The following is a 26,828-nucleotide window of genomic DNA, read 5'->3' on the forward strand; positions in this document are numbered from 1 at the left end:
TGCCCATTCTCCCAAGGGAAAATGGGCAAATCAAAGGATTCTTCGACTTTGCTTAATGGATATGCGAAGCCAGTTATTGAACCGAATTTTGGTCAATAGCGATAACTCGAAGAGCACCTTGGTTCACCCCCACAAGGTAGGCGGGCTTTTGGTCCGAACCAAGCTTTATTTTTCTTAGGGATTTCACATCTCCCTCTAGTAACAAGCCTGTTTCAATTGGCGATGTTGCCTCAAATCCCCCTCCACCTAAGCCTTCTAGCACCAAGCCCACGCCCGTATCGCCACGAGGAGTTTCCACTTCCGAGCCAAAAATATTTCCTGCTAGCACAAGGTCTTTTTTGCCATCTTCATTATAATCCAACACCTGAATGGAATTGACAGAAGACAACTGCGCTCGGTTAGGAAGTTGATGGAATTCCATACCAGCTTCGCCTTTGTTTTCTATCCAATAATGGGCAAACGTATTGGCTTCGTAATGTAGGGCTTTCGCCAAAACGGCCTCTCCGTAAATATCCGCCAAATTTGCACTGGCGTAAGCATCGAAGGTCTTGAAACGCTTGGCTATAACAGGGATTTGCTGAGAAGAGCATTCCCGACCACGCAGCGGTAGTTTTTTACCTTTTTTGGTGGTACTCAATACGATATCCATACTCCCATTTTCATCAAAATCGTGGCCATACACTTCAAAAGGAGCTTTGTCCGATGCTTTGTATTTGTAATTCAAACCCAAATTACCTGCTATCAAGTCTAGGTCGCCATCGTTATCCAAGTCGGCAACCTCTAAGCCGTACCACCAACCTTTCATGCTTTCTGTTTTATATGCTTTCGAAACATCGTCAAAAGCAGTACCGTTATTTTTGAGCAATAGAATATTCATCCATTCTCCGGCAAGCACCAAATCGACTTTTCCGTCGGCATCTATATCTGCCCACTTAGCTGAGGTCACCAAGCCAGCCTCCTTCAAAAGTGGAGCTACATCAGCAGTTACATCTGTAAAAACCAATTCACCATCTTTGCCACCTTCGTTCCTCAAAATATAACTGGCAGGAGGAAACGGATACTTACCGGGAATCACCCGACCGCCCACAAACAAGTCCAAATCACCGTCAGCATCAAAATCGGCACTGGTTACGCATTGCCCGCTAATCTCCATTTTAGGCAAGGCCTTCTCACTTTTCACAAACTTCCCACCTTGGTTGAGATACAACCTATCCTGATAATAGCTCATGGGTTTTCGGTAATCATTTCCACCACTGGCCACATACAAATCCAAGTCGCCATCTTGGTCAAAATCTTCTAGCAATGCCCCTGTATCTTCTTGGTCGCTATCCTGTTCCCATGGACCAGCAACTACCTCAAATTTTCCATCAGGATTTTGCAGGTACATAGCTGATGTGAAACCAGCCCCATTTCCCACAAAAAAATCGTCCAAACCATCGCCATTTACATCGCCAACAGCTAGACCAGGTCCCCATTGGGAGTTTTTGTGGGGCAATAATGGTTCTTTCGCAAAGTCATTGTACTTGTCTTCTTGGTGAAGAAACCCCTCCCCAAAAGCCTGTTTGGTAATGTCGGAAAAAACCACTTTTGATCCTGTTGCTTCACCAACTATTTCTTTTGCATTTTTATAATCCAACTCCAATACCTGATTGCTTTTTACCGAAGTAAGCATCTCCACTTTTAGGTCAGGCCATACCACTTTTACCTCGTTTATTTGCGCAACATTTCCCAGGCCAAAATGAAGCAACGGCTCTACGCTAGACTGAAATCCACGGGTAAGCGATAGCTCTTGCATTTGCTGCTCCCCATTTGATGTTATGAACACACGAGCACCCAAACCGTAGGTATTTTGCTCAGCTCCCTTCAGCCTAATTCTCAAATAGTTGTTTTCCGTTTGGTCAGAATGGTTTTCGATGAGAGAGAGCTCACTGTCAAGGTTGTTGATCACCACGTCCAAATCTCCATCGTTGTCCAGATCTCCGTAAGCAAGCCCATTTGAAAAACCTTCCTCTGACAAGCCCCAATCCGATGTTGCATTTTTGAACTTGAAGTCGCCCATATTTTGGAACACATAGTTGCTAAGGGGCTGGCTAGGTAGGATAGAAAAATCCTTCTTCGCATCTCCAAAAAAGGATTCTTCCTGATATTTTACCAACACATCGTTGTTGTTCACATCCCGTTTCATCCCGTTGGTGACTATCACATCTTTAGCTCCGTCATTGTCCAAATCGGCAAAAAGCGCCCCCCAGCTCCAATCGGTTGTAGCCATGCCAGCTATCCTCGCCATGTTCCCATAAATAGGAATCCCCTCGGTAGAAATGCCTTGGTTGAGCTGCAAACTATTTTGCATATACTGATAATGAAAGCCGAAATCCACCCCTTCTTCAAAAGCCGAAGTGCTCATGGAAGCCATATTCGTTTTGGAACGGTAATGGTCTGCCGGGGTCATGTCCAGCTGTACAATATCTACTAATCCATCGTTGTTGAAATCTGCTGCATCTGTCCCCATCCCAAACATGGAAGTTTGGCGGGTAGCCTGCTGCAACACTTCTTTGAACGTCCCGTCTTTTTGGTTGAGGTAAAAATAATCGGGCACATTGAAATCGTTGGAAACGTACATATCTACCCAGCCATCATTGTTCAGATCAGAAGTGACTAGCCCCAGCGTAAGCCCAAAGTTCCTTACCTGCGCCTCATCGGTCACATTCTCAAACGTATTGTTGCCCTTATTTCGGTACAGATGTCCTGATTCTTCGAGACGGTTTTCATCCATTTTCAACTTATAAAAGGAGTTTCCTTGCGAAACTTTTACATTAGGATAGTTGGCGACGAACACATCGAGGTCACCGTCTTGGTCATAATCGAAAAAGGAAGCTTGGATGGATGCGCTGCCGTCGTCTAGCCCAAATTGCTTTGCCGATTCGGTAAAGGTGTTGTCTTGGTTATTGATCAACAGCTGGTTTTTTCCCGGAGTATCTTTTCCCGAAGCGCAGAGGTAAATATCGAGCCAACCATCGTTGTTTACATCGGCCATGGTAACGCCTGTGTACCAGCGCATATCCCCACTGGCATTTGCTGACTCGCTAATATCTTCAAACTTCATATCACCTTTGTTGAGATACAGCTTATTGGGCACCATATTGCCCGTGACAAACACATCTGAAAGGCCATCGTTATTGATATCGCCAATGGCCACGCCACCTCCCATGTAGAGGTAAGGGAAGGTATAATAATTCAAAGTATCATTTTCTATTATGTTGTTAGAAAATGTCATTCTAGAGCGGGTTGATGGAACTTTGGTAAGCTTTTCATTTGAAGCTTCTCTTCTTTCATGGCAAGAAAAGAGAAGGCTTATTGCGAGGATTGTAATGATAAAACGGGTCATATAATCAAAAGAATAAGGATAAAAAAGTCGATAACTAAACGCTGGCTTTAACCCGACAAATCCCTTCTAGTTCTAGGTTAGAAGGGATTTATCAGTTATCAAATAATTAAGGGAGAAGGAAAGCATAAAAAATGCTTTCCTTCAAAATTTACAAATAAAAATGTCACCTATTACCTAATCATTCTATTTGCAAGAACTACGCCCAGCCTACTAATAACCAGGATTATGCTTGATTTTCGGGTTGGCATCTATTTCATTTTGAGGGATATCGATATACTCTCTACCAGGCTTGTAAGCACCTGTTCCCGAGCTTTCAGATTTTAGCTCTGGTTTATTTACCAAGTACTCTTCTATTTTCCCCCATCTTAGTATATCGAAGTAGCGGGTTCTTTCCAGAGAAAGTTCTTTTACCCTTTCATCTTCAATATCTTGCATGGTGATAGAAGCAAACTCTGGCATGTTCACTCTTCTCCTCACTTCGTTGACTGCTTCAACCGCAATAGCAGATGAACCATTGAGCATAAACTCTGCTTCTGCATACATCAACAATACATCGGCGTATCTCAAAATCCTAAGGTTGTTACCAGATTGGTGCCAGCCGTTTGCTTGAGAGGAAACGTACCCTTGTTTCACATCGAGGTGTTTGCTTGCAAAAATCCGAGTATCACCTGGGAATGCATCTTGATAGCTAGCATCGAGATATGTTCTCGACTTCAATACTTTACCTTGATAGGTTGTAGAATCTTCCGTATCCCAGAAAAGTGTATAGAAAGCCCTTGGGTCAATTTGACCATCTACAGTTCTCTCATCTAGGAACAAATCCAATACCCAATCGTTGATTCTCATACCATCTTGACCAGTAAAACCTGCTGGAGCCAAATCTGGGTGGAAACCAGCTCCTTTTCCTGCTCCTGGAGCATCTCCTCCCCAGCCATTGTTTCCGTCAGAAACGAGCTGTATCTCAAACAATGATTCCCTGTTATTTTCCGCATCCTCCGTGAAGTTGTCACCGTAATCATCCACCAACGAATAATTTGGGTTATCAATTACTTTCTGGAAAGCAGCTTTTGCTCCTGCGTAATCTTTTCTGTACAACAGCACTTTTCCTAAAAGAGCACTTGCCGAAGCAGTTGTTACCCTTCCCAAGTCTTTATCTGCCCAAGAAGCTGGCAACATTGTTTCTGCTTTTTGCAAATCACTGATGATTTGTGTCCAAACAGCCTCAGGGTCTGCTTGTGAAACATCTCCAACGGGATCTGCTATTTCACTTATCGGCTCTGTAATGAGAGGAATATTCAGCCAGTTGTTTACCAAACCAAAGTAGTTATACGCCCTAATAAAATGAGCTTCGCCTATTATGTTATCTCTCAGTGTAGTGTTCATTTCAATATTTGGCACGTGGTAAATCACCTCGTTAGCTCTTGTTATACACTGATACATCGTACTCCATACCCAAAATGTACCATTACCAGTTGAAATTCCATTAAAACTCCCAATAGCCGTACGCTCAGAAGTACCATATGCATTTACCACATCGTCGCGGTAATCGGAAAGGAATATCTCGAAACGCGTGTAATACCATATATGGGTAAATGGGCTGTATGCACCTATAATCCCTTTGGTAGCATCTTCCTCACTTTTCCAGAACGAACTTGGAGTTAACGCATTTGGGTTACTCTGATTAAGAATTTCTTCGTTACACCCCATCATCGAAAGACCGATAAAGATCAGGGCTAAAGCAATCGTTTTCTTATATATTGATTTCATAGTTATTTTCTTTTTAAAATTTGGAGAGAATGATTAGAATCCGAGCTGAACACCAATTTGCATCTGTCTTGCTGTTGGGTAAGCTCTTTCATCTACACCTGAACTAAAAATCCCTCTTGAACCTCTGGTATTTCTTCCTACTTCAGGGTAATAACCTGTATAGTTTGTAATGGTGAAGGCATTTTGGATAGAAGCATATATTCTAGCTTTTGAAATACTGGCTTTAGAAGAAATAGCACTAGGAAGCGTATAACCAATCTGGATATTTCTTAGCCTAAAATAAGCTCCACTTTCCAAGTAAAAGTCTGACATCCTCCTGTTAAACCCTGGGTCGCTTAACGTGTTTCTTGGGATACTGCTACCTGAGTTTTCAGGAGTCCAACCATTTAAAGCATCGGCCAAATAGTTTCCTTCTGTATCAAAGTAACCACGGTATTTGTTAGCATTAAGGATATCGTTCCCATTAACTCCATTGAAGAACATTGTTAAATCAAAGTTTTTATATGACGCATTGAAATTAAATCCGTATTCAACATTTGGAGTTGGGTTGCCCAAATACGTTTGATCATCTATATCAATATCGCCATCGCCATCTATATCTTTGAACTTGAGATCACCTGCCTGTGGGTTATTAGCATCATTAGCAGCTTCCGCTTCTGCATCTGACTGATAAATGCCTTCTACCGTGTATCCAAAGAAAGAAGAAATAGGTTCTCCTACATCCGTTTTAGTACCCTTCAGTCCGTTGGAAGTAAATTGCCCTTCAATAATCGGTGTAGCATCACCCAAAGCAGTTACCGTATTGTTTAGGATGGTCATATTTGCAGTAACATCGAATGAGAAATCACCAATTACATCACCGTAACCCAGTAAGAACTCAAATCCTTTGTTTTCCACACTTGCGGTGTTGAAAGGAACACGGTTATCAAATCCAGCATAACGTGGCACGCCAAGCTCAACCAATACGTCTTCTGAATTTTTTATGAAATAATCCATGGTAAAATCCAATTTCCCATTCAGCGCCTTAAACTCAATTCCTATATCAGTCGTCTTTGTTGTCTCCCAAGTAATATTAGAGTTTACCCCTTTTGTGATAGAATAACCTGTCGCTCTACTCTGGTCAACTCCTATCGGGTATTCACTGAACAGGTTCAATTCTGGGTCAATAGAGTAAACGGGGACATTATTAGAACCAATTTCACCGTAACTAGCCCTTAGTTTTAAGTTGGTAATAGCCGATACATTCGACATAAATGCCTCATTACTAACATTCCAGCCCAAAGCAAAAGATGGGAACGTACCCCAACGAAGCTCTTCTCTGAACAATGAAGAACCATCCCTACGGACTGTGGCAGTCAAAAGGTATTTGTCATCAAATACATAATTCACCCTACCGAAGTAAGATTGAATAGCAGAGGTGTTATCTCCTGAAGGCATCTGCGCTCTTTCTTCTGCTGCTGAAGCTACTCTGATATCATTCGAAGGAAATTTCCTTGCTACTACACCCAAATATCTTGTATTAGATTTTTGTTGTGTATAACCCGCTAGCACGTTCACAGAATGCTTGCCTGCAATTTTACTGTAGCTCAACGTATTTTCAATTAGGGATGAAAGGAAATTGGTATTTCTTTCATTTAACTCGGCAAAAGGTTCATTTCCTACCTCAGAACTATTGAAGAAGTATTGAGGAGTGTACTTAAAATTGTTATCAGCATAAGTCTCTATACCGAGGTTTAATTTATAAACCAAACCATCTATTATCTCAAATGAAGCATCTATATTGCCAATCAGCGCATTTCGAGTCACCGTTCTGTCTTCAATGGTTGACAATCCCAGCGAGTTTCTGATATTGCCAGGGCCATAATATCCACCTAGACTTGAATTATTTCCTTCTGGAATGTTCTGGCCTGTAAAATTGCCATCTGCATCGTAGATCGGAATAGTTGGAATCAAATCTCTCTCACTATTAAAATAAGGATTGGGGTTGTTAATGGTACGAGAAAGACCAATAGTTTCTTGAATCGTAAATTTCCCTTTCGTAAAAGAAGAGTTAGCTCTTAAATTGGTTCTTTCAAAAGAAGAGTTTTTCAAGATACCCTCTTGGTCCAGGTGGTTAGCCGAAATACTAAAACTTGAATTTTCTCCACCACCAGAAACTCGAAGGTCGGCATTGAACACAGGCGCTGTCCTTAAACTTGCCGCTTGGATATCGCTATCTACAGTAGGATCAAACTCTGTATCATTAGCTGGGAATCGTGGGTTTCCATCGTTATCCCTTGCCCTGTTCACTATGTCGGCATATTGCCTTGCATTTGCCCAATCAAGAGTTTTGATGGCTTTTTGTGAACCATAATTCACATCAAGGTCTACACTAATCCCGCCTTTTTTAGATCCTTTCTTCGTAGTGACAATCACTACACCATTTGCAGCCCTTGAGCCGTAAATAGCACTTGCAGAAGCATCTTTCAAAACAGTCACGCTCTCAATATCTTGCGCACTGATCATGTTCATGTTGCCAGTAAGCATACCGTCGATCACGTAAAGAGGGCCCGAATCGGAAAGTGTACCAGAACCCCTGATAGTCACAATTGGGTTCGCTCCTGGCGCGCCGCCGTTGTTTTCGACCCTGACACCAGCCATACGCCCTTGCAGCGCTTGTGTAGCATTTGTAGCAGTGAATTTGCTCAATTCTTCGCTATCAACTGAACCTACTGAACCGGTCATGTCACTTTTCTTTTGTGTACCGTAACCAATTACCACGACTTCTTCAAGCTGCTCTAAATCCGGCTCTAATGATAGATTGATCTCTGTTTGGTTTTCAATTGTTATTTCTTGAGTCAAATAACCAATATAGCTAAACTGCAAAACAGATCCGGTGGGAACATCAAGCTTAAACTTACCATCAATGTCTGTGGTAGTTCCCGTTGCAGTTCCTTTAATAAGAATACTAACTCCTGGTAATGGCTGACTATCTTCGGCAGATAAAACTGTTCCTGTAATCTGGCTTTGACCGAAGGTAACAGTGGTATGGGAAGATAATAGAAAGAGGCAAATACAGCAAAGTATTAACTTTCTGGAAGGTAAGGATTTTTCCATAATCATATTTGTTGATTTATATTAATAATTAATTGAATACTAAAACACGCATTGCTAATAGGAGGAGGAGTAAACTGGGGAAATCCTCATTTGATAGTATGAGTACTTTTGGGTAGGGCTGCACCAAGTAGTACTACTAGTCGTTCAAATGTATATGGAAGAAAAAGAGGAAGGGGAAACATATGGTTTTAAGAATAGAACATATGGTTTTTAACCTATAATACCACTGATAACAAGTATGTTATATTTACAAAAAACATTAGTTGCCCAGAAACGAACCATTTAAAAACAATAAAAAGTATCCGTTTTCATTGCAAAATCACTTTTCAAAAACCTTGGAAAGCCACCATTTTGAAGGCTATTATGAAATAGAAAAAACAGTAAGATGGGTTAGTATAAACACAAAAAAACCTGACCTGAAACTCCTAAACGCTTCCACTTATTCGCTTCAAATCAGGTGAAGGCAGAACAGTAAATCCTACCGAATTCGATTACGTATTACAAGCCATTTCCCACAGCTACTACCACTACGCCTATAATCATACTAGCCAAGCCAATATAAAGGAAGCCTTTAGCTTTGCCAGAAGCTTTAACCCATTCGCCAGTAACCAAACCACTAACAATAGCTACTGCTACAGAAATGGTATTGAAAATAGCATAACCTACAGTACCACCAGCTTTGCCTAACTTAAATGCAGCGAAAGCAAATGCAGCAGAAGCAGCAAAGTTAAGCACTGCCATAATAGTTGTCATTGTTAGGTTTTTACCTAGAGGAGCCGATGAGAATTTGCCCCAAAGTCCTTTTTGAGAAAGTTGCACCACAAAGTAAGGTACAACAAACAAGCCACCTGCAACATAAATGATAAACATCACAGCCAAGGCGCTCATCCACTCAGGGTTGCCCTGGGCAACAACAGCTTCGGTAATAATAGGAGCACCAACTGCATTAGCATAGCTAAATCCAGTAGCTAACAAGCCTCCGATAACAGCAATCAATATTCCTGTTGTCATAGAACCTTTTTCGCTGGTTGAATCGGCTTCTTTAGCCGCATTATCTTCCTCAGCTTGACGCAATAAACCCGCTTTGCCATTGGCGAAAACACCAATTAAAACAATAAAAATACCGCCCAAAATAGTAGTTAGTACGTTAGATGCTGGTAGGCCTACAACGAAGAATGGGATCAATGAACCCACTAAAATAATGGTACCTATAAATAATGAGAAACCAAGCGATAAACCGATGTGGTTAATTGCTTTACCCCACATCATTACACCAACCCCCCAAAGTAAACTTGCAATTGCCATTTTAATAAGCACATCGGTTGGGATTGCTCCAAGTACAGCTCCAAAACCTTGAATTAAACTAAAACAAGCAATAACAGGCACAACAAAAAGTGCTGTGAAAAACATGGTTCCCCAAGTATGCTCAAATTCAAAACCTTTCGTAAACTTTTCTGGCAAGGCGTACAAGCCTAACATCACGCCTGCCATAAGTGCCCAAATAATTCCTTCTATCATAGCTTTATAATTTTGTCATTTTCAATTTTTATATAAAATTCTCTACCAAGAAATGGCATAAACCGTTTTGCTCGAATACGGTTTGTTGGGAGTTGTAATAGATCCCGGCGATCCTGCTATATTTGGTCCGTTAGCGTATCGGCTGGTTTCGCAGCAAAAGGCCTTGTACTTGCCAAACTGATCGCCATTTTCCCTCTTCAGTTCGTCTGAAGTGAAGTAGCCCGTGTAAAACAAGAGGCCTGGCTCATTGGAAAGCACTTCTAGCTTCCTGCCCGAAGTTGGGTGGTCGAACTCGGCTACAGTTTTTACTTCGCCATCGGCTGGCAAGGCATAAAAATGCTCGTAACCTGTTTCCATTTCTTTGAAAAGATCTCCAAGTTTTTTGCTTGTCCTGAGATCATCTACCTCTGTAACCGCTGCTTCCTCTCCTACTGGCACACCTGTTTCGTCTGGTACCAACAGCGTATCCGAAACTATTTTTGCCAAGTGGTTTTCAATCGTTTCGGCAAAGCCCGAAAGGTTAAAATACGTATGGTTAGTGAGCGACAAAGGTGTTGCCTTGTCTGTTTCACCTTTATAGTCAATCTCTATTTTGTTGTCTTCGGTGAGGGTGAACTGAACAGAAACTTTTACGTTTCCCGGATAGCCTTCTTCCATATCGGCACTTTCCAAGCTCATTTCTACGCTATTCGGCCCTACTTCTTTCGCTTGCCACACTTTTTTATCAAAACCAACTATACCGCCGTGCAAGTGGTTAGGATCGTTGTTGGTAGCTAGGGAATATTCCTTTCCTTCCAAGGTAAACTTACCGTCTTTTATGCGAGAAGCGAAGCGCCCAACGGTACAGCCAAAATAGGGAGCATTGGCTTTGTAGGCATCGGAAAAATAACCTTCGAGGCTATCGAACCCGCAAGCAAGTTCAACTCGTTTGTCATTTTCTCCTGGAATGGAAATAGAGGTGATAGTTGCGCCATAGGTCATAATTTTGACCTGCATACCAGCAGTGTTTTCTAATACAAATAAGTCGATATCAGCTCCGCTTACTTGCCCAAATTCTTGTTTTGTCATTTTCATTTTCTTTACTAATAAAAAAGTCAGCCCACTTACAGCGGGCTGACCTCCAAAAAGATATTTAAACTTTGTATGGCTTCAATTTTTCCCAATCGAAAATCACGCCTACGCCCGGATAATCAGGCGCAACAGCCCTGTGGTTTTCCACCACTAGCGGACGCGTAGTATATTCGTCTATAGGGAAGCTGTGCACCTCTAGCCAGCCAGAGTTTGGCTGAGAAGAAACGAGGCTCACATGAAGCTCTTGCATGCCATGCGAACAAACGGGAAGCCTGTTTTCGTTGGCAAGCCTTGCTGCTTTTAACCAACCCGTTACACCACCACAGTTTGAAGCATCAGGCTGTACAAATGACAACTTCGATTGCTCAAAAGCATATTCAAACTCATGAATGGTGTGCAAGTTTTCACCCATAGCCAAAGGAACGCCCGTAGCATCCGCTATTTCGGCATAGCCTTTATAGTTATCGGGAATGGTAGGCTCTTCAAACCAGTAAATGTTACATTCTTTGAATGCATTCGCCGCTTTTATCGCCTTTTCCACACTCATAGAGTAGTTGGCGTCTACCATAAAGGTAACGTCGTCACCTATGAGCTTGCGAACCGCTTTTATACGTTCGATGTCCTCGTCGAGGTTTTCCCTGCCTATTTTGATCTTCACTGCATTGAAACCATTGTCCAAGTAACCTTGGATGTTGCCGAGCAGTTTTTCGAGAGGGAATTGCAAGTCGATGCCTCCGCAATATGCTTTGCAGGTATTTCCTTGCCCACCAGCGAGTTGCCAAAGCGGCTTTTCTTCCGTTTTACAACGGATATCCCAAAGGGCAATATCTACTGTAGAAATAGCAAAAGAAGCGATTCCACCCCTACCCACATAGTGGATATGCCATTCCATAAAATCGTAGATTCCATCTATGTCGCTTGCGTCTTTCCCTACCAAAGCAGGGGCAAGATCATGGTCGAGCATGGCTTTGATGGCATGGCCACCTTTTCCACCTGTGTAGGTATATCCTGTGCCTTCTCTGCCATCTGCCAAGGTGATAGTAGTGGTCACCAACTCAAAATGAGTATGGTCGCCGTGCTTGGCATCGCTCAATACCTCGGGAAGAGGTACACTAAACAGTTGGCTTGTTACTTTAGAAATTGTATTATCCATCTTTCAGGCTAGTATTTTACATAAAACGTTTTCTTCTCCATGTACTGCTCGAAGCCGTATTTTCCATCTTCTCCACCTGTTCCACTTAGCTTGTAACCGTTGTGGAAACCTTGGTGCTGCTCACCGTGGCCACGATTTACATAGATTTCGCCAAACTCAAGCTCGTCGTTGCATTTCAAGATCGTGCCCATGTCTTTGGTGAAAATCATTGCTGCCAAACCGTAATCACAGTCGTTGGCATAGCCAATTACTTGGTCGAAATCAGAGAATTTGATTACTGGAAGAATAGGACCGAATGACTCTTCGTGAACGATGGTCATATCCTGAGTTACCTCGGTAAGTACCGTAGGCTCAAACCAGCAGCCTTTTTCAAACTGAGCACCTTCAGGTTTTTTACCACCTATCGCTATTTTTGCACCTTCTTCTACACTTTTTGCTATCAGGTGCTCCATGTTCCCAACTTCCTTCTTGTTCACCTTAGGGCCTATGGTAGTTTCTGGGTTCAAAGGATCACCCAATTTCAACGCTTCTACTTTTGCCATGAATTTCTCCATGAACGCTTCGTAAATATCTTCGTGCACATACATACGCTCGTTGCACGTACAAACCTGACCGCAGTTATCGAAACGAGAATGGAAAGCAGCTTCCGCAGCCACGTCCAAATCGGCATCGGCAAAAACGATAGCAGGAGCTTTTCCACCCAATTCCAACTGAACGTGTATAAGGTTATCGGCAGCCGTTCTGAAAATCTGCTGACCTGCAGGCGTACTACCCGTCATGGTCACCATTTTAGTGATTGGGTTAGCTACCAAAGCATTTCCAAGTACTCTGCCTTGTCCAGTTACGATGTTGAGCAAACCTTTAGGCAAACCAACTTTTTCGGCAATAAAGCCTAATTCCAATGTAGCCAACGGAGTTTCTTGGGTAGGTTTTACCACTATACTATTTCCGGCGATAAGCGCTGGTCCTATTTTCCTGCCGGCAAGTGCCAATGGGAAGTTCCAAGCTGTGATAGCCACAACTACACCTTTAGGAATTTTGTGGATCCAGATGTGCTCCTCAGGATTGTCAGAAGGGATGATGTCACCCTCGATGTGGCGGGCACAATCGCAGGCATATTCTATGAAAGAAGCTGTTACTTCCACTTCCATGTTGGCTACGCCAATCAATTTACCTTGCTCTCTTACCAAAAGCTCGGCTAAGTACGCCTTATTTGCTAAGATTTCAGCGGCAAATTTTCTTAGGATATCTGCACGCTGGCGAGCAGGAACTTTTTTCCATTCCTTTTGTGCTTTTTCGGCAGCTTCAAGGGCAGCTTGTGCATCTGCCTCCACTCCCATTTGTACTGTTCCTACCACAGAGTCATCGGCAGGGCTTAAAATATCTTCGGTCTTGCCAGTAGTCGCATCTGTCCACTCGCCTCCTATAAAAAGTTGGTAATTTTTCACTTCAGCCATATTTAAAATGATTTGATTTACAAACAAGCAGAACTAGAATTAGCTTGAGCCTTCCAATTCCACTTGCATTTTGTGTAATTTAATAGAGAGAAATAGTGAAAGAAAGACAAAGGGTTTACCTGCCCATCCATCCACCGTCTACGAGCATGGTAGTACCATGCATATATGCCGCAGCTTCAGAACACAAGAACACTACTGGCCCTGCAAAATCTAAAGGCTCGCCCCAGCGGTTGGCAGGGATACGAGAAAGAATAGATTCTGAGCGAACAGGGTCGTTGCGCAAAGCCTCTGTGTTATCTGTATTGATATAGCCTGGAGCAATCGCATTCACGTTCACACCTTTTCCAGCCCATTCGTTAGCAAATGCCATGGTCATTTGACCAATAGCTCCTTTACTTGCTGCATAGCCAGGTACGGTGATTCCACCTTGGAACGTAAGCAATGATGCTGTGAAAACAACTTTGCCAGAACCTCTTTTAATCATTTCTTTTCCAAACTCTCTGGTAAGAATAAACTGAGAGTTTTGGTTTACTTCGATCACCTTGTCCCACATTTCATCGGGGTGCTCGGCTGCTGGAGTTCTTAAGATAGTACCCGCATTGTTCACCAAAATATCTATTTGGGGAAAGTCTTTTTTTGCTGCGGCAATGAATTCGTAAAGTGAGCTACGGTCAGAAAAATCGCACTGGTAAGCTTTGAATTTCCTACCTCTTGCCACTACTTCTTTTTCTACTTCGCTTCCGCTAAGCTCCAAAGAAGCTGAAACCCCGATGATATCTGCACCAGCTTCTGCTAAGCCTATGGCCATCGCTTTACCAATCCCTCTTTTGCAACCTGTAACTAAGGCTACTTTTCCTGCTAGTTTGAATGTATCTAAAATTCCCATTGTTATATTTTTTTATGTTTTGTCAAAAAAATGGCATTAAGCGCCGCAATCGATAAGGTATTTCATACCTGCTGGATTGTTGTCAATTTCCTCAAAAACTGACTGGATATTCTCTAGCGTATCTACTTTGGTGATAAGCTTTTCGAATGGGATATTTCCAGAAGCAGCAATTTTGATAGCTTCTTCGTAATCGTCTTCTTGGTAGAGCCTTGCGCCCAAAAGCTCAATTTCAGACCAGAAAAACTTGAACAAATCAACTGGTTTTTTCTCACCGCCGTGGATAGCCACCATCACGATCCTACCTCTTGCATTTACCACTTCGGTCATGGTTGCTACGCCCGGCGCAGATCCTGAAACTTCAAAAGCACAATCGATCATGGCTTCGCCGGTAAGCTCAGATATTTTCGCCATCAAGTCTTCTTCGATAGGATTGATGGTAGTGAAACCTAGATCGTTGAGCATGGTGAGGCGAGCTTCGTTCACTTCAGAAATGAAGACATTTGCTCCTTTTTCTTTGAGCACATAGGCAATGAGCGTACCGATAGGGCCGCCACCTATTACTAAGCAATTTTCACCTTCTACTACACGTCCGATTTTTACATCGTGGCAAGCTACTGACAATGGCTCAATAAAAGCTCCGTGCTTCAGGCTCATACCTTCAGGCAATTTGTGGAGGGTGTAAGCGGGAACAGTCCAGCTTTTTTGGAAAGCACCTGGGCTATCTATACCAATAAACTTGAGGTTTTTGCCTACGTGAGCGTTGCCTTTATCAAACGGGTGAGGTGCACCAAAGTGCAAGGGACGAACTGCTACGGTATCGCCTACTTTTACATTATCTACGCCTTCGCCAATCTCAGCTACTGTTGCAGAAGCTTCATGACCTACGGTTTGAGGCTTGTCAACCCTATGGTCCATCACCCCGTGGAAAATATGTACGTCAGTACCACATACGCCACAATAAGCTACGTCTAATCTTACTTCATTTTTACCAGGTTTAATTGGCTCGGATTCTCCTACGGTGAATTTTCCTTTTTCGGAATAAAATGCTGCTTTCATAATTTTGCTTTTAAAAAAATTGGATACTAAACTTCTGTTATGTTATGGTAATAGCCTTAATCTTCATTCTCAGGGACTAACTGGTACTTTGCCTACAAACCTTCTTATGTATTGGTCATCGTAGGTTACATATTGATGAGTGAGGCCCCAAAGTAGCGCATTGGTAGGTGCTCCTTCGAAATCTTCCGAAGTGATAAGCCCTGCGGCAGGAGGTCCCCATTTTATGTGCGATTTGATCTCGAAATTCACACCATCGGGCGACCACTGAATTGTGTTCCTTTCTGGGCCATCGGTGATAATGAGTGCGGCAATTCCACCATCGTATTTCCATACACATAGCTCATGCCCACTATTTGTTATCGGATTGTACTCTGATTTCACATACGGCCCTTCAAGCTTGTCTGAAATAGCTACACCCCATTTGATTTCTCTTCCACCAAATGTTTTGTGCTCGCCCATTCGCTCGCCTTTGTAGTAGAGGTAGAACTTATCGTTGAAATGTACCAACGTTGGGTCATGCACCTTATGGCTATCAAACGAACCTTGCTTTTTCACATAAAAGCGGTTGTCTTCTTCGCCTAGCCACTCACCATCATCGCTTGGCGACAGGATTGGCTCAGCTAGTTTTTTGAAAGGGCCTCTTGGTGAATCGGAAATAGCCATTCCCACTTGGTTTTTCACACGGTTCACATACGGGAACTTCACTGTTTGATACACTAAAATGTATTTGCCCTCGTGCACTAAAACTTGTGGGGTAAACACCGAACGGTCGTCGTAAGCACCTGCTTCGCCTCTTCCTACAGCCAAGCCTTGCTCGTCCCAGGTAATACCGTCTTTAGAAGTTGCATACCAAACTTCTGTTTTGTCCCAAGGAAACACTTTCTTTTCGGGATCGCCTGTGCCAAAGCCATATGTTTTGCCTGTGCCTTTGCTGTAGTAAACATAGTACAAGCCATCCACCATTATCACGTCGCTAGGATCTCGGCGGGTCACCCCTTCTTCAAAGGCAAAATCACCTTTCAAGTCTTGCATTTCAAATTCTATATACCACTCAGGTCCTTGAGCATAGTTTCTTTCCAAGGCTCTTTTAGATGCTGAGCTAAGCTTGCCCCCTTTGGGAATAGCCAAAAATTCGTAGACCGAATCGGGGTAGTCTTGAGTAGCTTCTGTTTCGGCAGAAGCTGGAGCTGTAGGAGGGTTTTGGTTGCAACCGACTAGGGCAACCGAAAACATTGCTACACTAAAAATAAGACTTTTAAAAGATGTCTTCATTTTCATAAAAGGATATGTTTGATTATTAATTAATTTCAGAAATGGTATTTTTATAATTTAAGAGAGGCTGCAGCCAGCTTACCCGATTTTGCTGAAACAACAATATTCGATTTAGCACCTTGGAGCTGAAGAAGCATGAGCGTACGCCCTTTGCTTGTCACAATTTTGTTGCTCTGAAACTTTTGAACATTGTCGGCCGCACCGTTATCTACCCCAAGTATTTTTACAGCACCTTCTGTGGCAAATTCAATCTCAACCTCTTCGTTTTTTACAGGATTTCCATTTTCATCCAATACTTGTGCGATTACATGCACCACATCATTGGCATCAAGTGAATTTGCATCTTCCTCAACCGAAAGTTCGATAGAAGAAGGTTTGCCAGCTGTTTGGATTGTGGCAGCTATTTCAGTCCCGGCTTTTTTCCCCTTGGCTTCAAGCTTACCAGCCTCAAAAGGCACTGCCCATTTATAAATCCTGTCGGGAAAGCTCTCTAGTTTTTTTGTTCCCAGCGATTTCCCATTTAAAAAGAGCTCTACCTCTTCGCAGTTCGATAGGACTTCTACAATGGTTACTTCATTTGCTTCATAATTCCAGTGCTCATTTACATCGTGCCAAAACCATAAAGCATGTTCCCAACCGTTAGGCTTCCTCTCAACAGGTTCGCCAGTAGCTTCGTCAACCTTGAAAATAGACTTACTTTCCGTTTGAGATGAGATGTAGATATGTGGTTCTTCCGTCCAAAGAGTTTTCATCATATGGTAAGAAGGTTTTTCAAAACCAGCCAAATCTAGCAATCCGCTTGGTGTAGCTTTTCTTGGCCACTGCTTGTTCGATTCGCCCATGTAATCGATCCCCGTCCACAAGAATGTACCAGAAATGTGTGGTCGTTCCTCTATACTTTTCCACTCATGCCACTGCCCAAGATTTTCTGTGCCCATGATAATCTTATCAGGATAGTTCTCGTGCCCATAATCATATAAAACCCTGCGGTAGCTATACCCTACTATATCCAGCGCATCGGCATAACCAGAAATATGGCTTGCAGAAGGAAGGATACAATTGGCTATGATATACCTTGTGGTATCAAGTTCCCTTGTCCATTTTGCCAGCTTTTGAGCCGTTTTTTCTATTGCATACTTGCCTTTTGGGTTTTCCTCGTACCTCTTTTTTATTTCTTCAGGAGAAATTGGCGGCAAAGACCAAAAGTAATTGCCATTCCAACTCATGTTGAAAAAGCCTGTCGCATGTGCATTGCTAGGATAGGTCCATTCAATTTCGTTCCCTATGCTCCATTGGAATATACTTGGGTGGTTTCTACTACGGAGCATCGTACTTTTTAGATCGCGCTCTGCCCATTCTTGAAAGTGTTCTGCATAACCTCTGGTGATATAGTCCACCGATTGTTCATTTTGGTTAAGCCTTTTGTCCTTTGGGTTGTCCCATTCGTCAAAAAACTCTTCTTGCACCAAAAAACCCATCTCATCGCAGAGTTGCAAAAACTCATCTGAGGCAGGGTTGTGAGAGACTCTTATAGCATTGCAGCCGCCTTCTTTCAATGTCTCCAACCTTCTTCTCCACACAGCTTTGGGTACTGCTGCTCCAACTAGTCCACCGTCATGATGAAGGCAAACGCCTTTTATTTTCATATTCTTTCCATTCAGGAAAAAGCCCTTGTCCTTGTCAAAATGAATAGTTCTAATTCCAAAAGGCGTCTCGTAAACGTCAATTACTTCACCGCCTTGCACTACAGATGTAACCGCCTTGTAGATGTTTGGAAATTGAATATCCCATAAAAGAGGATTGCTCACATTCAGCTTTTGAGAGAATGTACTCTGAGAGTTTTTTCCCACTTCAAACTTCTCGGTTACTTCGGCAACCAATGCACCTGAAGGATCAAAAACCTGTGTGTGTAGATCAAATTTTTCGTCAAGCCCTTTTTTGTTTTTTACAGTAACTTTTAAAGAAACCGTAGCACTTGATTTGGTGATTTCGGGAGTGGTGATGAACGTACCCCAAACAGGAATATGCAAATCTGCCGTAGTGATAAGCTTCACATTGCGGTAGATGCCCGAACCCGAGTACCATCTGCTATCGGCATAACGTGAGTGGTCTACCTTCACTAACAGATTGTTCCCATCAGTTTGTAGTTGATCGGTTATGTCAAAATAAAAGGGGGAATATCCGTAAGGGTGCTCGCCTAGTTTTTTTCCGTTGAGCCATACTTCTGAATTGTTATAAACCCCATCGAAATAAATATAAAACGTGTGACCAGGTTCTGGGTCGAGTTTAAACTCTTTTTGATAGAGGCCATACCCTCCTGGCAAATAACCTGTGGCTCCTTCTCCATTAATAGAATCAAAAGAAGCTTCTACGCTCCAGTCGTGCGGAAGTTGAACATTTTTCCAATTAATCGCATTTATTTGTGGAGCTTGGAATTCATCTTTGTCTACCAAAGAAAATTTCCAGTTTGAGTTGAAATCAATTTCTCTATTATGTAAGTTATCTTTGCCAGCAGGAAAAACAAAGTACGCCCCAATGACAATAAAAAAGAAAAATGTAAATGAATAATAGTATTTTTTCATGATCATATCTTGAGAAAAAAAATCAAAAATATCAGCAGCTATAAACACCAATTGCTACCTGACAAAAGTTGTTGAAAAATCCTTTCTTTCCTCAGAACACTACTAGACAAAAACTCAATACATATGTGTAAAACAAAAAAATAAACTAGATTTAATATAATTAATACTAATATCGAACTCTGTTTTTCAGGTATTTATAAATCGATGAACAAACAATTAATAAAAAATTCAACTAGACACCTTATCTTTTTCTTCTTCATGGGGCTGTACATTACTGCAAATGGACAGGTTCCTGAAAACCTTTCTGTATACGAGCAAGGTGACCTAGAAAAATTACTTAGCCAAGCAGAAAGTTTCCGACTAAAAGAGCCAAAAAAGGCAATTTCACTTTTTGAAGAATGCAAAGCCCACTATTACAGCAAGCAAGATACCTTGGGGGTTATCATTGTACTGGAAAAATTATCGAACCTTTATGCCAACCTTGCCAACTACGACAAATCCTATGACGGCTACTGGGAAGCATTGATCTTGGCCGAACAGTTGGAAAATGAAAGTGCAAAAGCTTCCATTTACAATGGACTTGGCTGGCTGTATAGTTTTTTTGGTAGGAAAAAAATAGCAGAAGAATACTTTAACAAAGCGATCAACATCAACAAGAAATTGCTCCAGCAAACTCCCCAGAACAGGCAAATGTTGCTGGATAATTATTATGCAATGGTCACATTGCACAGGAAAGAGAATGAGTTGTTTCAAGCCCGTTTATATCTTGATAGCTGCAAAATGCTACAAGACCCTAACTCAGACCAAATTTTCTTGAAGGCAGAGCTAGGGTACATTCTTACAAAAGAACAAAAGTATAAAGAGGCCGAAGAAATTTTACTTGAAGTAAAAGCTAGTTTTGAACAACGTGACAGCAGTTACCTCATTATCCTTTATCCTTTTTTGGGAGATGTGTATATGAATATGGGCGACCTGAATACAAGTGAAAAACTTTATTTAGATGCGCTCTCTATTGCCGATGTTTTCAAAAGCCACCTAGACCTTATCCCCAACATCCTTGAGAAACTGGCAGAAGTTTACCACCTAAAAGGTCTGAACGAGAAAGCATATAATGAAATGAAAGAAGCCAAACTGCTAAATGAAAACCAGTTTGGAAGCCGTAGCCAACATAACCAGCGCTTGTTGGAAATCAAAGATATCTACCGAATAGAAATGGAGCGGCAAGAACAGCTAATTGACGAACAACGCCTTACTTTTTTGGAACAACAACACAAGATTGGAGAACTCCGCTCTTACCTTTTAGCTGGCACTATTGTTTTCCTTATTGTAGTTGGCTTCATCTTTTACCGATTCCTCCGAACAAGATACAAAGCCGAGAAAAAACTGCTCCGCCAAAAGCAGCAGCTTGAAATGCAAAAAAAGGAGGAAGTCTTGGTTGTAAAAAACAAAGAACTGACGAGCTCAGCTCTTCAAGCCATTGAAAAAGAAGAACTTTTGGTAGAAACCAAAGAAGAGTTACTAAAGCAAAAAGACAACCCTGATCCTAAGGAAATCAATAAAATCATCAAAAAAATAGACCGGAGTACCAACCTGAGCTGGGATGAGTTTGAGCTGAGATTCTTGGCCGTGAACCAAGATTTTTATGATAAACTGAGAAGTGGCTTTCCGAACCTGAGCCAAAATGACCATAAACTTTGTGCGCTTATCAAGCTGAACTTCTCTTCCAAAGACATGGCCAAACTACTTGGCATTACTGTAGAATCGGTACATACATCGCGCTACCGAATCAGGAAAAAAATGGAATTGGACAGAAGTACAAACCTAGAAGACTTTATAGCTAAACTCTAAGAAGCCTTCTAGGCTTTAGCGGCTACTGAACCACAAACTTCTTCCCCAAACTGGTCGAATTATTTCCCAACTTCAACACATACACTCCTGCTGGAAGGCTTTTGATATTGATGGGTACGAACTGTTGTGAAATCGTACCCATTTTTACATCACCGCCCACCGAGTTTACAATATAATACTTAGAGCCAATTGCTTTCGAATCAACCTCTATGTGGAGAGTTCCCGAAACAGGATTAGGGTAAAGCAACATTGATTTTTCAAAGCCCATATCATCCCCCAAGCCCGTAACAGGAGAATTGGCAGAACGCTCTACCTCTCGGCTGAATGCATAATGCCGCAAAGCTACGCTACTGATATGCCCGCCATTATCCCAAAAAGAAACAGAAATACTGTTATTTTTTTGAAGAAGGTCAGCTGGTACGGGAATTTCCAACACCCCAAAAAATCGTGGCCTGTCTTTCTGAACATCCCCCCTGTAGTTTTCAGGGATTTCCAGAATTGTCCCGTTGAACATAACTGTTGGGCGTAGGCTACTACCATGATCTCTACCAATACCTAATCGAAGTACGGCCTCTTCATGCTCAGCAACTTCAACACCATTGATATTAAAAACCTCAGACACTCCAGCGGAAATAGGTTTATAATAAGCATCTGCATAGTGCTTTACTTCTTTGGACAACTGGTCAATCTTAACTTCTTGGTTGAACGTATAAGCCAATACGATTGTACCTTCACTTTCCAAGGTTACTCCTTGGGGTGCTGAAGCAAATTCTTCTTTTTTCAATACCGGGACTTGCCCTTCTAGGTACACATGTTTCATCTCCACTTTTTCAAGAGAGTTTCCCGAAAAGCCGAAGTGGTTTAAACTAATATTGACAGGTTCAAATTTCAAATTATTTAATATCACATACGCCTTTTTCCCATCTACGTATGCATCCGTCATTATATCAAGATTGGTCGCATACGAATCTACACGAGTTCCTTTCACATCGGACCACAATTCAAATATTTTTATATACTCGGTGTACACATAATGCTCGCCTGTTTGCCCGGGCAGTTCATTTGCCTTGCGGAGCAAACGGTTGTTGTAAGCAGTGCCATCAGCATCCCTTCCCCACTCTGCTTTTAATGGAATGAAGGGAATAGTTTTATTGATGATATTTGGGCGTTCCATAAACTGCATCATCATAGAATTGACGGACTTCACAAAAAGCCAATCACGGAAAGGAGTCCATTGCTTGCGATAATCATGCATTTGAGCCCCATATTCTGATACCATAAACGGCTTCACTTCGTCAAACTTCATGAAGCTGTATTGCTCCATCATATCGAAAGTAGCTTCCATATTGCTGCCCTTTCTGTACTGCTGCGTACCTCCAAAGGCAGGGAAATCGTACAAATGGATGGTCCAAAAATCCATATTCTCCCCAGCAATATCCATGAACAGTTTCCAGCGGTTTTCCCATTCTTTGAAGTTATCCTCATCGTGATTTGGGAATGCAGTACAATAGCCACCAATCACCAAATCTTTGTTGTATTTCCTTATTTCTTTGGCAACGGCATTGTGGAATTTAAAAATCTTTTCGGGCGAATCGGTGCCATAATCTACCAAGTGCCAGAGCGGCTCGTTGATGATCTCAACATAATTTGGCCTACCCTGCCCTGTAGTTCCTCCAGTGCCAAAAAACTCTTTGATGAACCTGCCCATGTATTCGCCTGTTGCCGTTCCGAAGGGTTCATCTTGGGTATCGGCTTGGGAAAATGCCCATCCATTTTTGGTTGTTTGCCCATCGGGCCAAAAAGGGTGCAGTTGGGCGCAGATTATCTGACCATTCCGACTTTCATAGGAATGGTATTGGGTTTTACTTGCATAGGTATTCCTCACATTTTGCCCAAAAGTGGCTATATCTACCGAATCGGCATAGCCTGGTCGGTTAGGGTCTTCCTTTACCATGGCATTGAGCCACCAAGAAATACCGCCTGTATCCCGCCCCAAATACGCATCGTAACCATTGAGAAAGTTATCTCTTAAATCTGGAGTAAAATTATCTCCATCCCATTCTTGTTCAGTAATATTAGAATGAATAGTAATGAATTTGTTTCGGTCAAATGTGGAGATATTGCCTACCTCGTGCCTCAGGTCGAAGTTGATATCTACCTTTACGGAATCTTCTGAACTTGCCCACGCTGAAAAGGAGAGGAAAAGAAGGAAGGAAAGGCTTGAAATGTATAGATAGTTTTTCATCAATAGAATATTTGTTAGCTATAAAACAAGGTGAGCGACCCCAAAGAAGTCGCTCACATTTTTAATTATACATACCTAAAACAAATTATAATTATGGCCTTAAATCTAATTCTGCAACAGTGATATTATCCATGTAGAAATTCAATTCTTGAGAATTAAACTCATTATGTCCTCTAATATTAAAGCTATAATTATTGTCAGTTGCTGGCTTCATTCTTCCTGACCTATAAACCCACTTTCCTTCAGGGAAGTCTGCGTCAAAAGCAACGTTGTCCCCAATGCCCCAATCAGTCTCAGGAGCCCAGTAGAAACGGATATTAGGAGTTGAGGTTTTATCTCCCAAATTCTCAACATACACCCAGCAGCCAACTTCATAAGTCTTACCACCTTCAAGAGGTACAGTAACATTATTTCCTAAGTCATCTTTGTGGCCCATGATCATGCCACCATTAGCATCAAAGTCGATTTTGATACTCTTATCTCCTTCATAAGCCATAGCATTGGTTACTGAAGAAGAATACATTTCCCATACGCCACCCCACCATAGGTAAGCCCAGTTGGCATCGGTAGATTTTTCAAACCCGTAATCATAACTTGTTTCGGGTAGCATATTTACTAATGTGAATACAGCAGGTTGGTCAGTAAAAGAGGTAGCACTTACTCCATCAACTGTTCTCAAATTGCCTACGGAAGCATCATAGCTTACGGTAATGATGTCTGAGTTGTAAATGGCAGCATCCAAAGCCATATCAATGATATTATTAGCTCCAGATTGCAATGAAAAACCTGTTACGTTTACTGGATAAGTTTTGCCGTCGTTAGTAACAGATAGAGTTATTGATGAAGCAGGGTTGATGGCCGGAGAGAACATATCTCTACTAAACTCCATACTGAGTACTTTTGCATCAGCTTTAATCCCAACTAATTCGACAGGGTCAGTTGATGGAATTACGTTCATGTAATCGGTATAAGAAATAGTATCTGCACCAAGAGGGCTTGAAGCGATGAGCATCATGTTATACTTTTCCATGCTACTAAACCTCGCAGTAGCAGGGTTTCCTTCAAAAGTTACTACTTTCCCACTCTCGCTAGTGAAGACCCAAGCAAAGGTAGTTGGCTCTCCTACAGAAGTACTTGTAAGCAACACTTCCCTAGAAGCAATTACTTCATTGAGCGCTCCGTTGGCATTAGTTAATGCTGTACCTTCTTTCACTCGTACTGCTTCAAAGTTAGCCTTGACGCTGTCAAGCACGGTTACCATGAAAGTAGTGTCATACTTATTTACACCTTGATCCACCCCATTGAAGAACACATTCCCTGCATAGATTTGCTCCATTTTCACTTCATACACACCAGCCTTCATGAACTTAGCTTTTACTATTTGCTGGAAAGAAACTGTATTGCTAGTCTCATCATCCAGCTCTACTACTCCTTCTGGAAATGTCCAAGTCCTTGACTGTACACCTCTCGAAAGGTCGGCAAAGTCCATTTCACCATATATTTGCAACCTACTTTCTACTGTTCCAAAAGAAGTTGTTACATAGGCATCGTTTGGCTCACCAGTTGGCGCAATATACTCATCGCTACAGCCCCACATAAGGAGCAAGGACGCTGTAACTGCTAAAAAATATTTTATATATCTTTTCATTTTTATCAAGTTTAAATGATGTTTAGTTGATTAAAGATTGCCATTAGCTTGAACCTCGATAGAAGGAACAGGGAAGTAATCGTGAGCAGTACTAGAGTAATTTGCTGCTGGCTTCACAAAATCTAACCTTACCCTCTGGTTGAGGTACAATGGGAAAATCTTAGGCTGAGTAGCAGGAATAGGGTTGCCTAATCTGCCTTCAATCTTTACCTCTTCTGCCCTTCTTGCATCAAACACTTCTTTCACTATTCCCCATCTCACCAAGTCGTACCATCTGTGCCCCTCGAAAGAAAGCTCCAACGGACGCTCAACCATTCTTAGGTGAGTCATGATTGATTCTTTGTTCACTGCCGTAAGTGGGTGGCTGTCCAAGCCGTTGGCGAAGCGAGATACGTGAAGCTGAGGGATTTGGCCTCCATTATCAGCCCTGTATTGCTCCAAAGTAAGCACGCCAGCTCTTTCCCTTACCATATCTATGTAAGATATCGCTTCGGCTACACCACCGTCACCGTCTCTTTCAAGTACAGCTTCTGCATACATCAAATACACATCTGCCAAACGAATATGTCTAAAGTTGACTCCAGACCTTCCTCCAGTAGCTACGTCCTCAGAATCAGCCCAATACCAGTTTGTCCATTTTTTCACTTTTGAACCTTGCCCGTAGCTAAAGTTAGCTTTAGAGTTTTCATCAGCGGTACTAGTCAATGGTGCATTGTAATACTCCCCGTCACCAAATTCAACCACAATAGATGCATATGTTCTTCTAGAGTAGCGCTTACCAAAGTTATCTGGGTTTGCTATATCAATAGAGTCTCCTGCTACAAAAAGCTCTTGCAACCAGTAAGTTGGCATACAGGAGTTGTACCCCCCACCACCTGTGATACTTGCAAAACCACTTGCTATAGAAGTAGCTTCTGAACCTGTAACACCATTGATATCGTCATGATTATTACCACCTGCACCAGGCTTGTAGTTATCAGAGAAAACTACTTCAAAAATTGACTCAGAGTTAAATTCCCCTTCAGAAGTAAAGTTCTCCATGTAATCATCTGTAAGGCGGTAAAGACCTTTATCGATCACTTCTTTGAAATAAGTAGCAGCTTTCGCCCAGTCTTTTTCATATAGGTACGTTTTACCCAACATAGAAGCGGCAGCACCCCAAGTCACACGACCTAGTTCAGCATCCCCCCATTTTTCAGGAAGGTTGTTATACGCAAACTCAAAATCAGGGATAACCATTTGAGAAATAACTTCGGCTCTTGGAGAGAATTCTTTTTTCAAGTCATCGTCAAGCTCAGCAACAGTTGTATGAATTACAGCACCATTGTAAGTATGAGCTAACCAGAAATAATTTAAACCCCTGATAAATCTTGCTTGAGCTTCAATCAACACCTTGTCTTCCTCTGTCATTCCCGAGATTCCGTCTTTTTGCAAGTTGTCAATTACTTGGTTTGCTCTAAACACACCAATATAAAGTTCAGACCAACGATTAGTAACAAAGTCAGATGCATCATTCCAAGCCAAGTTAGTATACTGCAAGTGCACACCATACCAGCTTTCAGTACCTCCAAAATCACTTCTAAGCATTTGCTTATTTAGCTCCCCCCCACTAACTGAAGGAAATTGCAAAGCACTGTATACAGCATTTAGCCCTTTATCGAAATCTGAGGCAGATTTCCAAAACGAACCTGTTGTTACCGCATTGGGATTTACCTGTTCCAAATCATCTTCACATGAACTCATCACAAGGAGAAAGCTCAAAAGTGATATCAAATAAAATTTAAATTTTTTCATATTTATTTATTCTTTAAGCAGGGTTCTACAAAAAGTTAAAAACCTACTGT

At 41.9% G+C, this 26,828-nt stretch carries 15 protein-coding genes; 1 reads left to right on the forward strand and 14 read right to left on the reverse strand.

Features of this window, described 5'->3' with window-relative positions:
• Window positions 1-73: 73 nt before the first annotated feature.
• From R9C00_18275 to R9C00_18325, 11 genes are all read right to left on the reverse strand, one after another.
• Window positions 74-3,274: a VCBS repeat-containing protein gene (locus R9C00_18275; GenBank protein WPO33653.1), complete on the reverse strand. Its 3,201-nt coding sequence runs from the start codon at window positions 3,272-3,274 to the stop codon at window positions 74-76.
• A gap of 321 nt (window positions 3,275-3,595) precedes the next feature.
• On the reverse strand, window positions 3,596-5,152 hold the full coding sequence (locus R9C00_18280) for a RagB/SusD family nutrient uptake outer membrane protein (GenBank protein ID WPO33654.1): 1,557 nt from the start codon (window positions 5,150-5,152) through the stop codon (window positions 3,596-3,598).
• Between the two features lie 33 nt (window positions 5,153-5,185).
• Window positions 5,186-8,248 (reverse strand): TonB-dependent receptor, encoded by a 3,063-nt coding sequence (locus R9C00_18285; protein ID WPO33655.1) that lies wholly within the window; start codon window positions 8,246-8,248, stop codon window positions 5,186-5,188.
• A gap of 498 nt (window positions 8,249-8,746) precedes the next feature.
• Window positions 8,747-9,766 carry an L-rhamnose/proton symporter RhaT gene (locus R9C00_18290; GenBank protein WPO33656.1) on the reverse strand — a complete coding sequence of 340 codons (1,020 nt, stop codon included), beginning with the start codon at window positions 9,764-9,766 and terminating at the stop codon, window positions 8,747-8,749.
• Between the two features lie 42 nt (window positions 9,767-9,808).
• The gene (locus R9C00_18295; GenBank protein WPO33657.1) at window positions 9,809-10,840 is read right to left on the reverse strand and encodes an aldose epimerase family protein; all 1,032 of its coding nucleotides are present in this window, start codon (window positions 10,838-10,840) and stop codon (window positions 9,809-9,811) included.
• 58 nt (window positions 10,841-10,898) lie between these two features.
• Window positions 10,899-11,990, reverse strand: coding sequence for a mandelate racemase/muconate lactonizing enzyme family protein (locus tag R9C00_18300; protein ID WPO33658.1), 1,092 nt, complete (start codon window positions 11,988-11,990; stop codon window positions 10,899-10,901).
• Window positions 11,991-11,998: 8 nt separating this feature from the next.
• Window positions 11,999-13,447: an aldehyde dehydrogenase gene (gene aldA / locus R9C00_18305; protein WPO33659.1), complete on the reverse strand. Its 1,449-nt coding sequence runs from the start codon at window positions 13,445-13,447 to the stop codon at window positions 11,999-12,001.
• 115 nt (window positions 13,448-13,562) lie between these two features.
• Window positions 13,563-14,327 carry an SDR family NAD(P)-dependent oxidoreductase gene (locus R9C00_18310; GenBank protein ID WPO38777.1) on the reverse strand — a complete coding sequence of 255 codons (765 nt, stop codon included), beginning with the start codon at window positions 14,325-14,327 and terminating at the stop codon, window positions 13,563-13,565.
• A gap of 42 nt (window positions 14,328-14,369) precedes the next feature.
• Window positions 14,370-15,389 carry an alcohol dehydrogenase catalytic domain-containing protein gene (locus tag R9C00_18315; protein ID WPO33660.1) on the reverse strand — a complete coding sequence of 340 codons (1,020 nt, stop codon included), beginning with the start codon at window positions 15,387-15,389 and terminating at the stop codon, window positions 14,370-14,372.
• A 69-nt stretch (window positions 15,390-15,458) separates the two neighbouring features.
• Window positions 15,459-16,667, reverse strand: coding sequence for a glycosyl hydrolase (locus tag R9C00_18320; GenBank protein ID WPO33661.1), 1,209 nt, complete (start codon window positions 16,665-16,667; stop codon window positions 15,459-15,461).
• 44 nt (window positions 16,668-16,711) lie between these two features.
• Window positions 16,712-19,243, reverse strand: a complete 2,532-nt coding sequence (locus R9C00_18325; protein WPO33662.1) for a glycoside hydrolase family 2 TIM barrel-domain containing protein — start codon at window positions 19,241-19,243, stop codon at window positions 16,712-16,714.
• 204 nt (window positions 19,244-19,447) lie between these two features.
• Here R9C00_18325 and R9C00_18330 point away from each other — a divergent pair, with 204 nt between their 5' ends.
• A complete protein-coding gene (locus R9C00_18330; GenBank protein ID WPO33663.1) occupies window positions 19,448-21,091 on the forward strand; it encodes a tetratricopeptide repeat protein in 1,644 nt (547 codons plus the stop codon).
• Window positions 21,092-21,113: 22 nt separating this feature from the next.
• Here R9C00_18330 and R9C00_18335 read toward each other — a convergent pair whose 3' ends face one another.
• The 3 genes from R9C00_18335 to R9C00_18345 all read right to left on the reverse strand — a co-directional run bounded on the left by R9C00_18335 (window position 21,114) and on the right by R9C00_18345 (window position 26,778).
• The gene (locus R9C00_18335; protein ID WPO33664.1) at window positions 21,114-23,336 is read right to left on the reverse strand and encodes a T9SS type A sorting domain-containing protein; all 2,223 of its coding nucleotides are present in this window, start codon (window positions 23,334-23,336) and stop codon (window positions 21,114-21,116) included.
• Window positions 23,337-23,427: 91 nt separating this feature from the next.
• Window positions 23,428-24,984, reverse strand: a complete 1,557-nt coding sequence (locus R9C00_18340) for a hypothetical protein (protein ID WPO33665.1) — start codon at window positions 24,982-24,984, stop codon at window positions 23,428-23,430.
• Window positions 24,985-25,014: 30 nt separating this feature from the next.
• The gene (locus tag R9C00_18345) at window positions 25,015-26,778 is read right to left on the reverse strand and encodes a RagB/SusD family nutrient uptake outer membrane protein (protein WPO33666.1); all 1,764 of its coding nucleotides are present in this window, start codon (window positions 26,776-26,778) and stop codon (window positions 25,015-25,017) included.
• Window positions 26,779-26,828 lie beyond the last annotated feature (50 nt).

This window comes from Flammeovirgaceae bacterium SG7u.111, assembly GCA_034044135.1.
Classification (GTDB): domain Bacteria; phylum Bacteroidota; class Bacteroidia; order Cytophagales; family Flammeovirgaceae.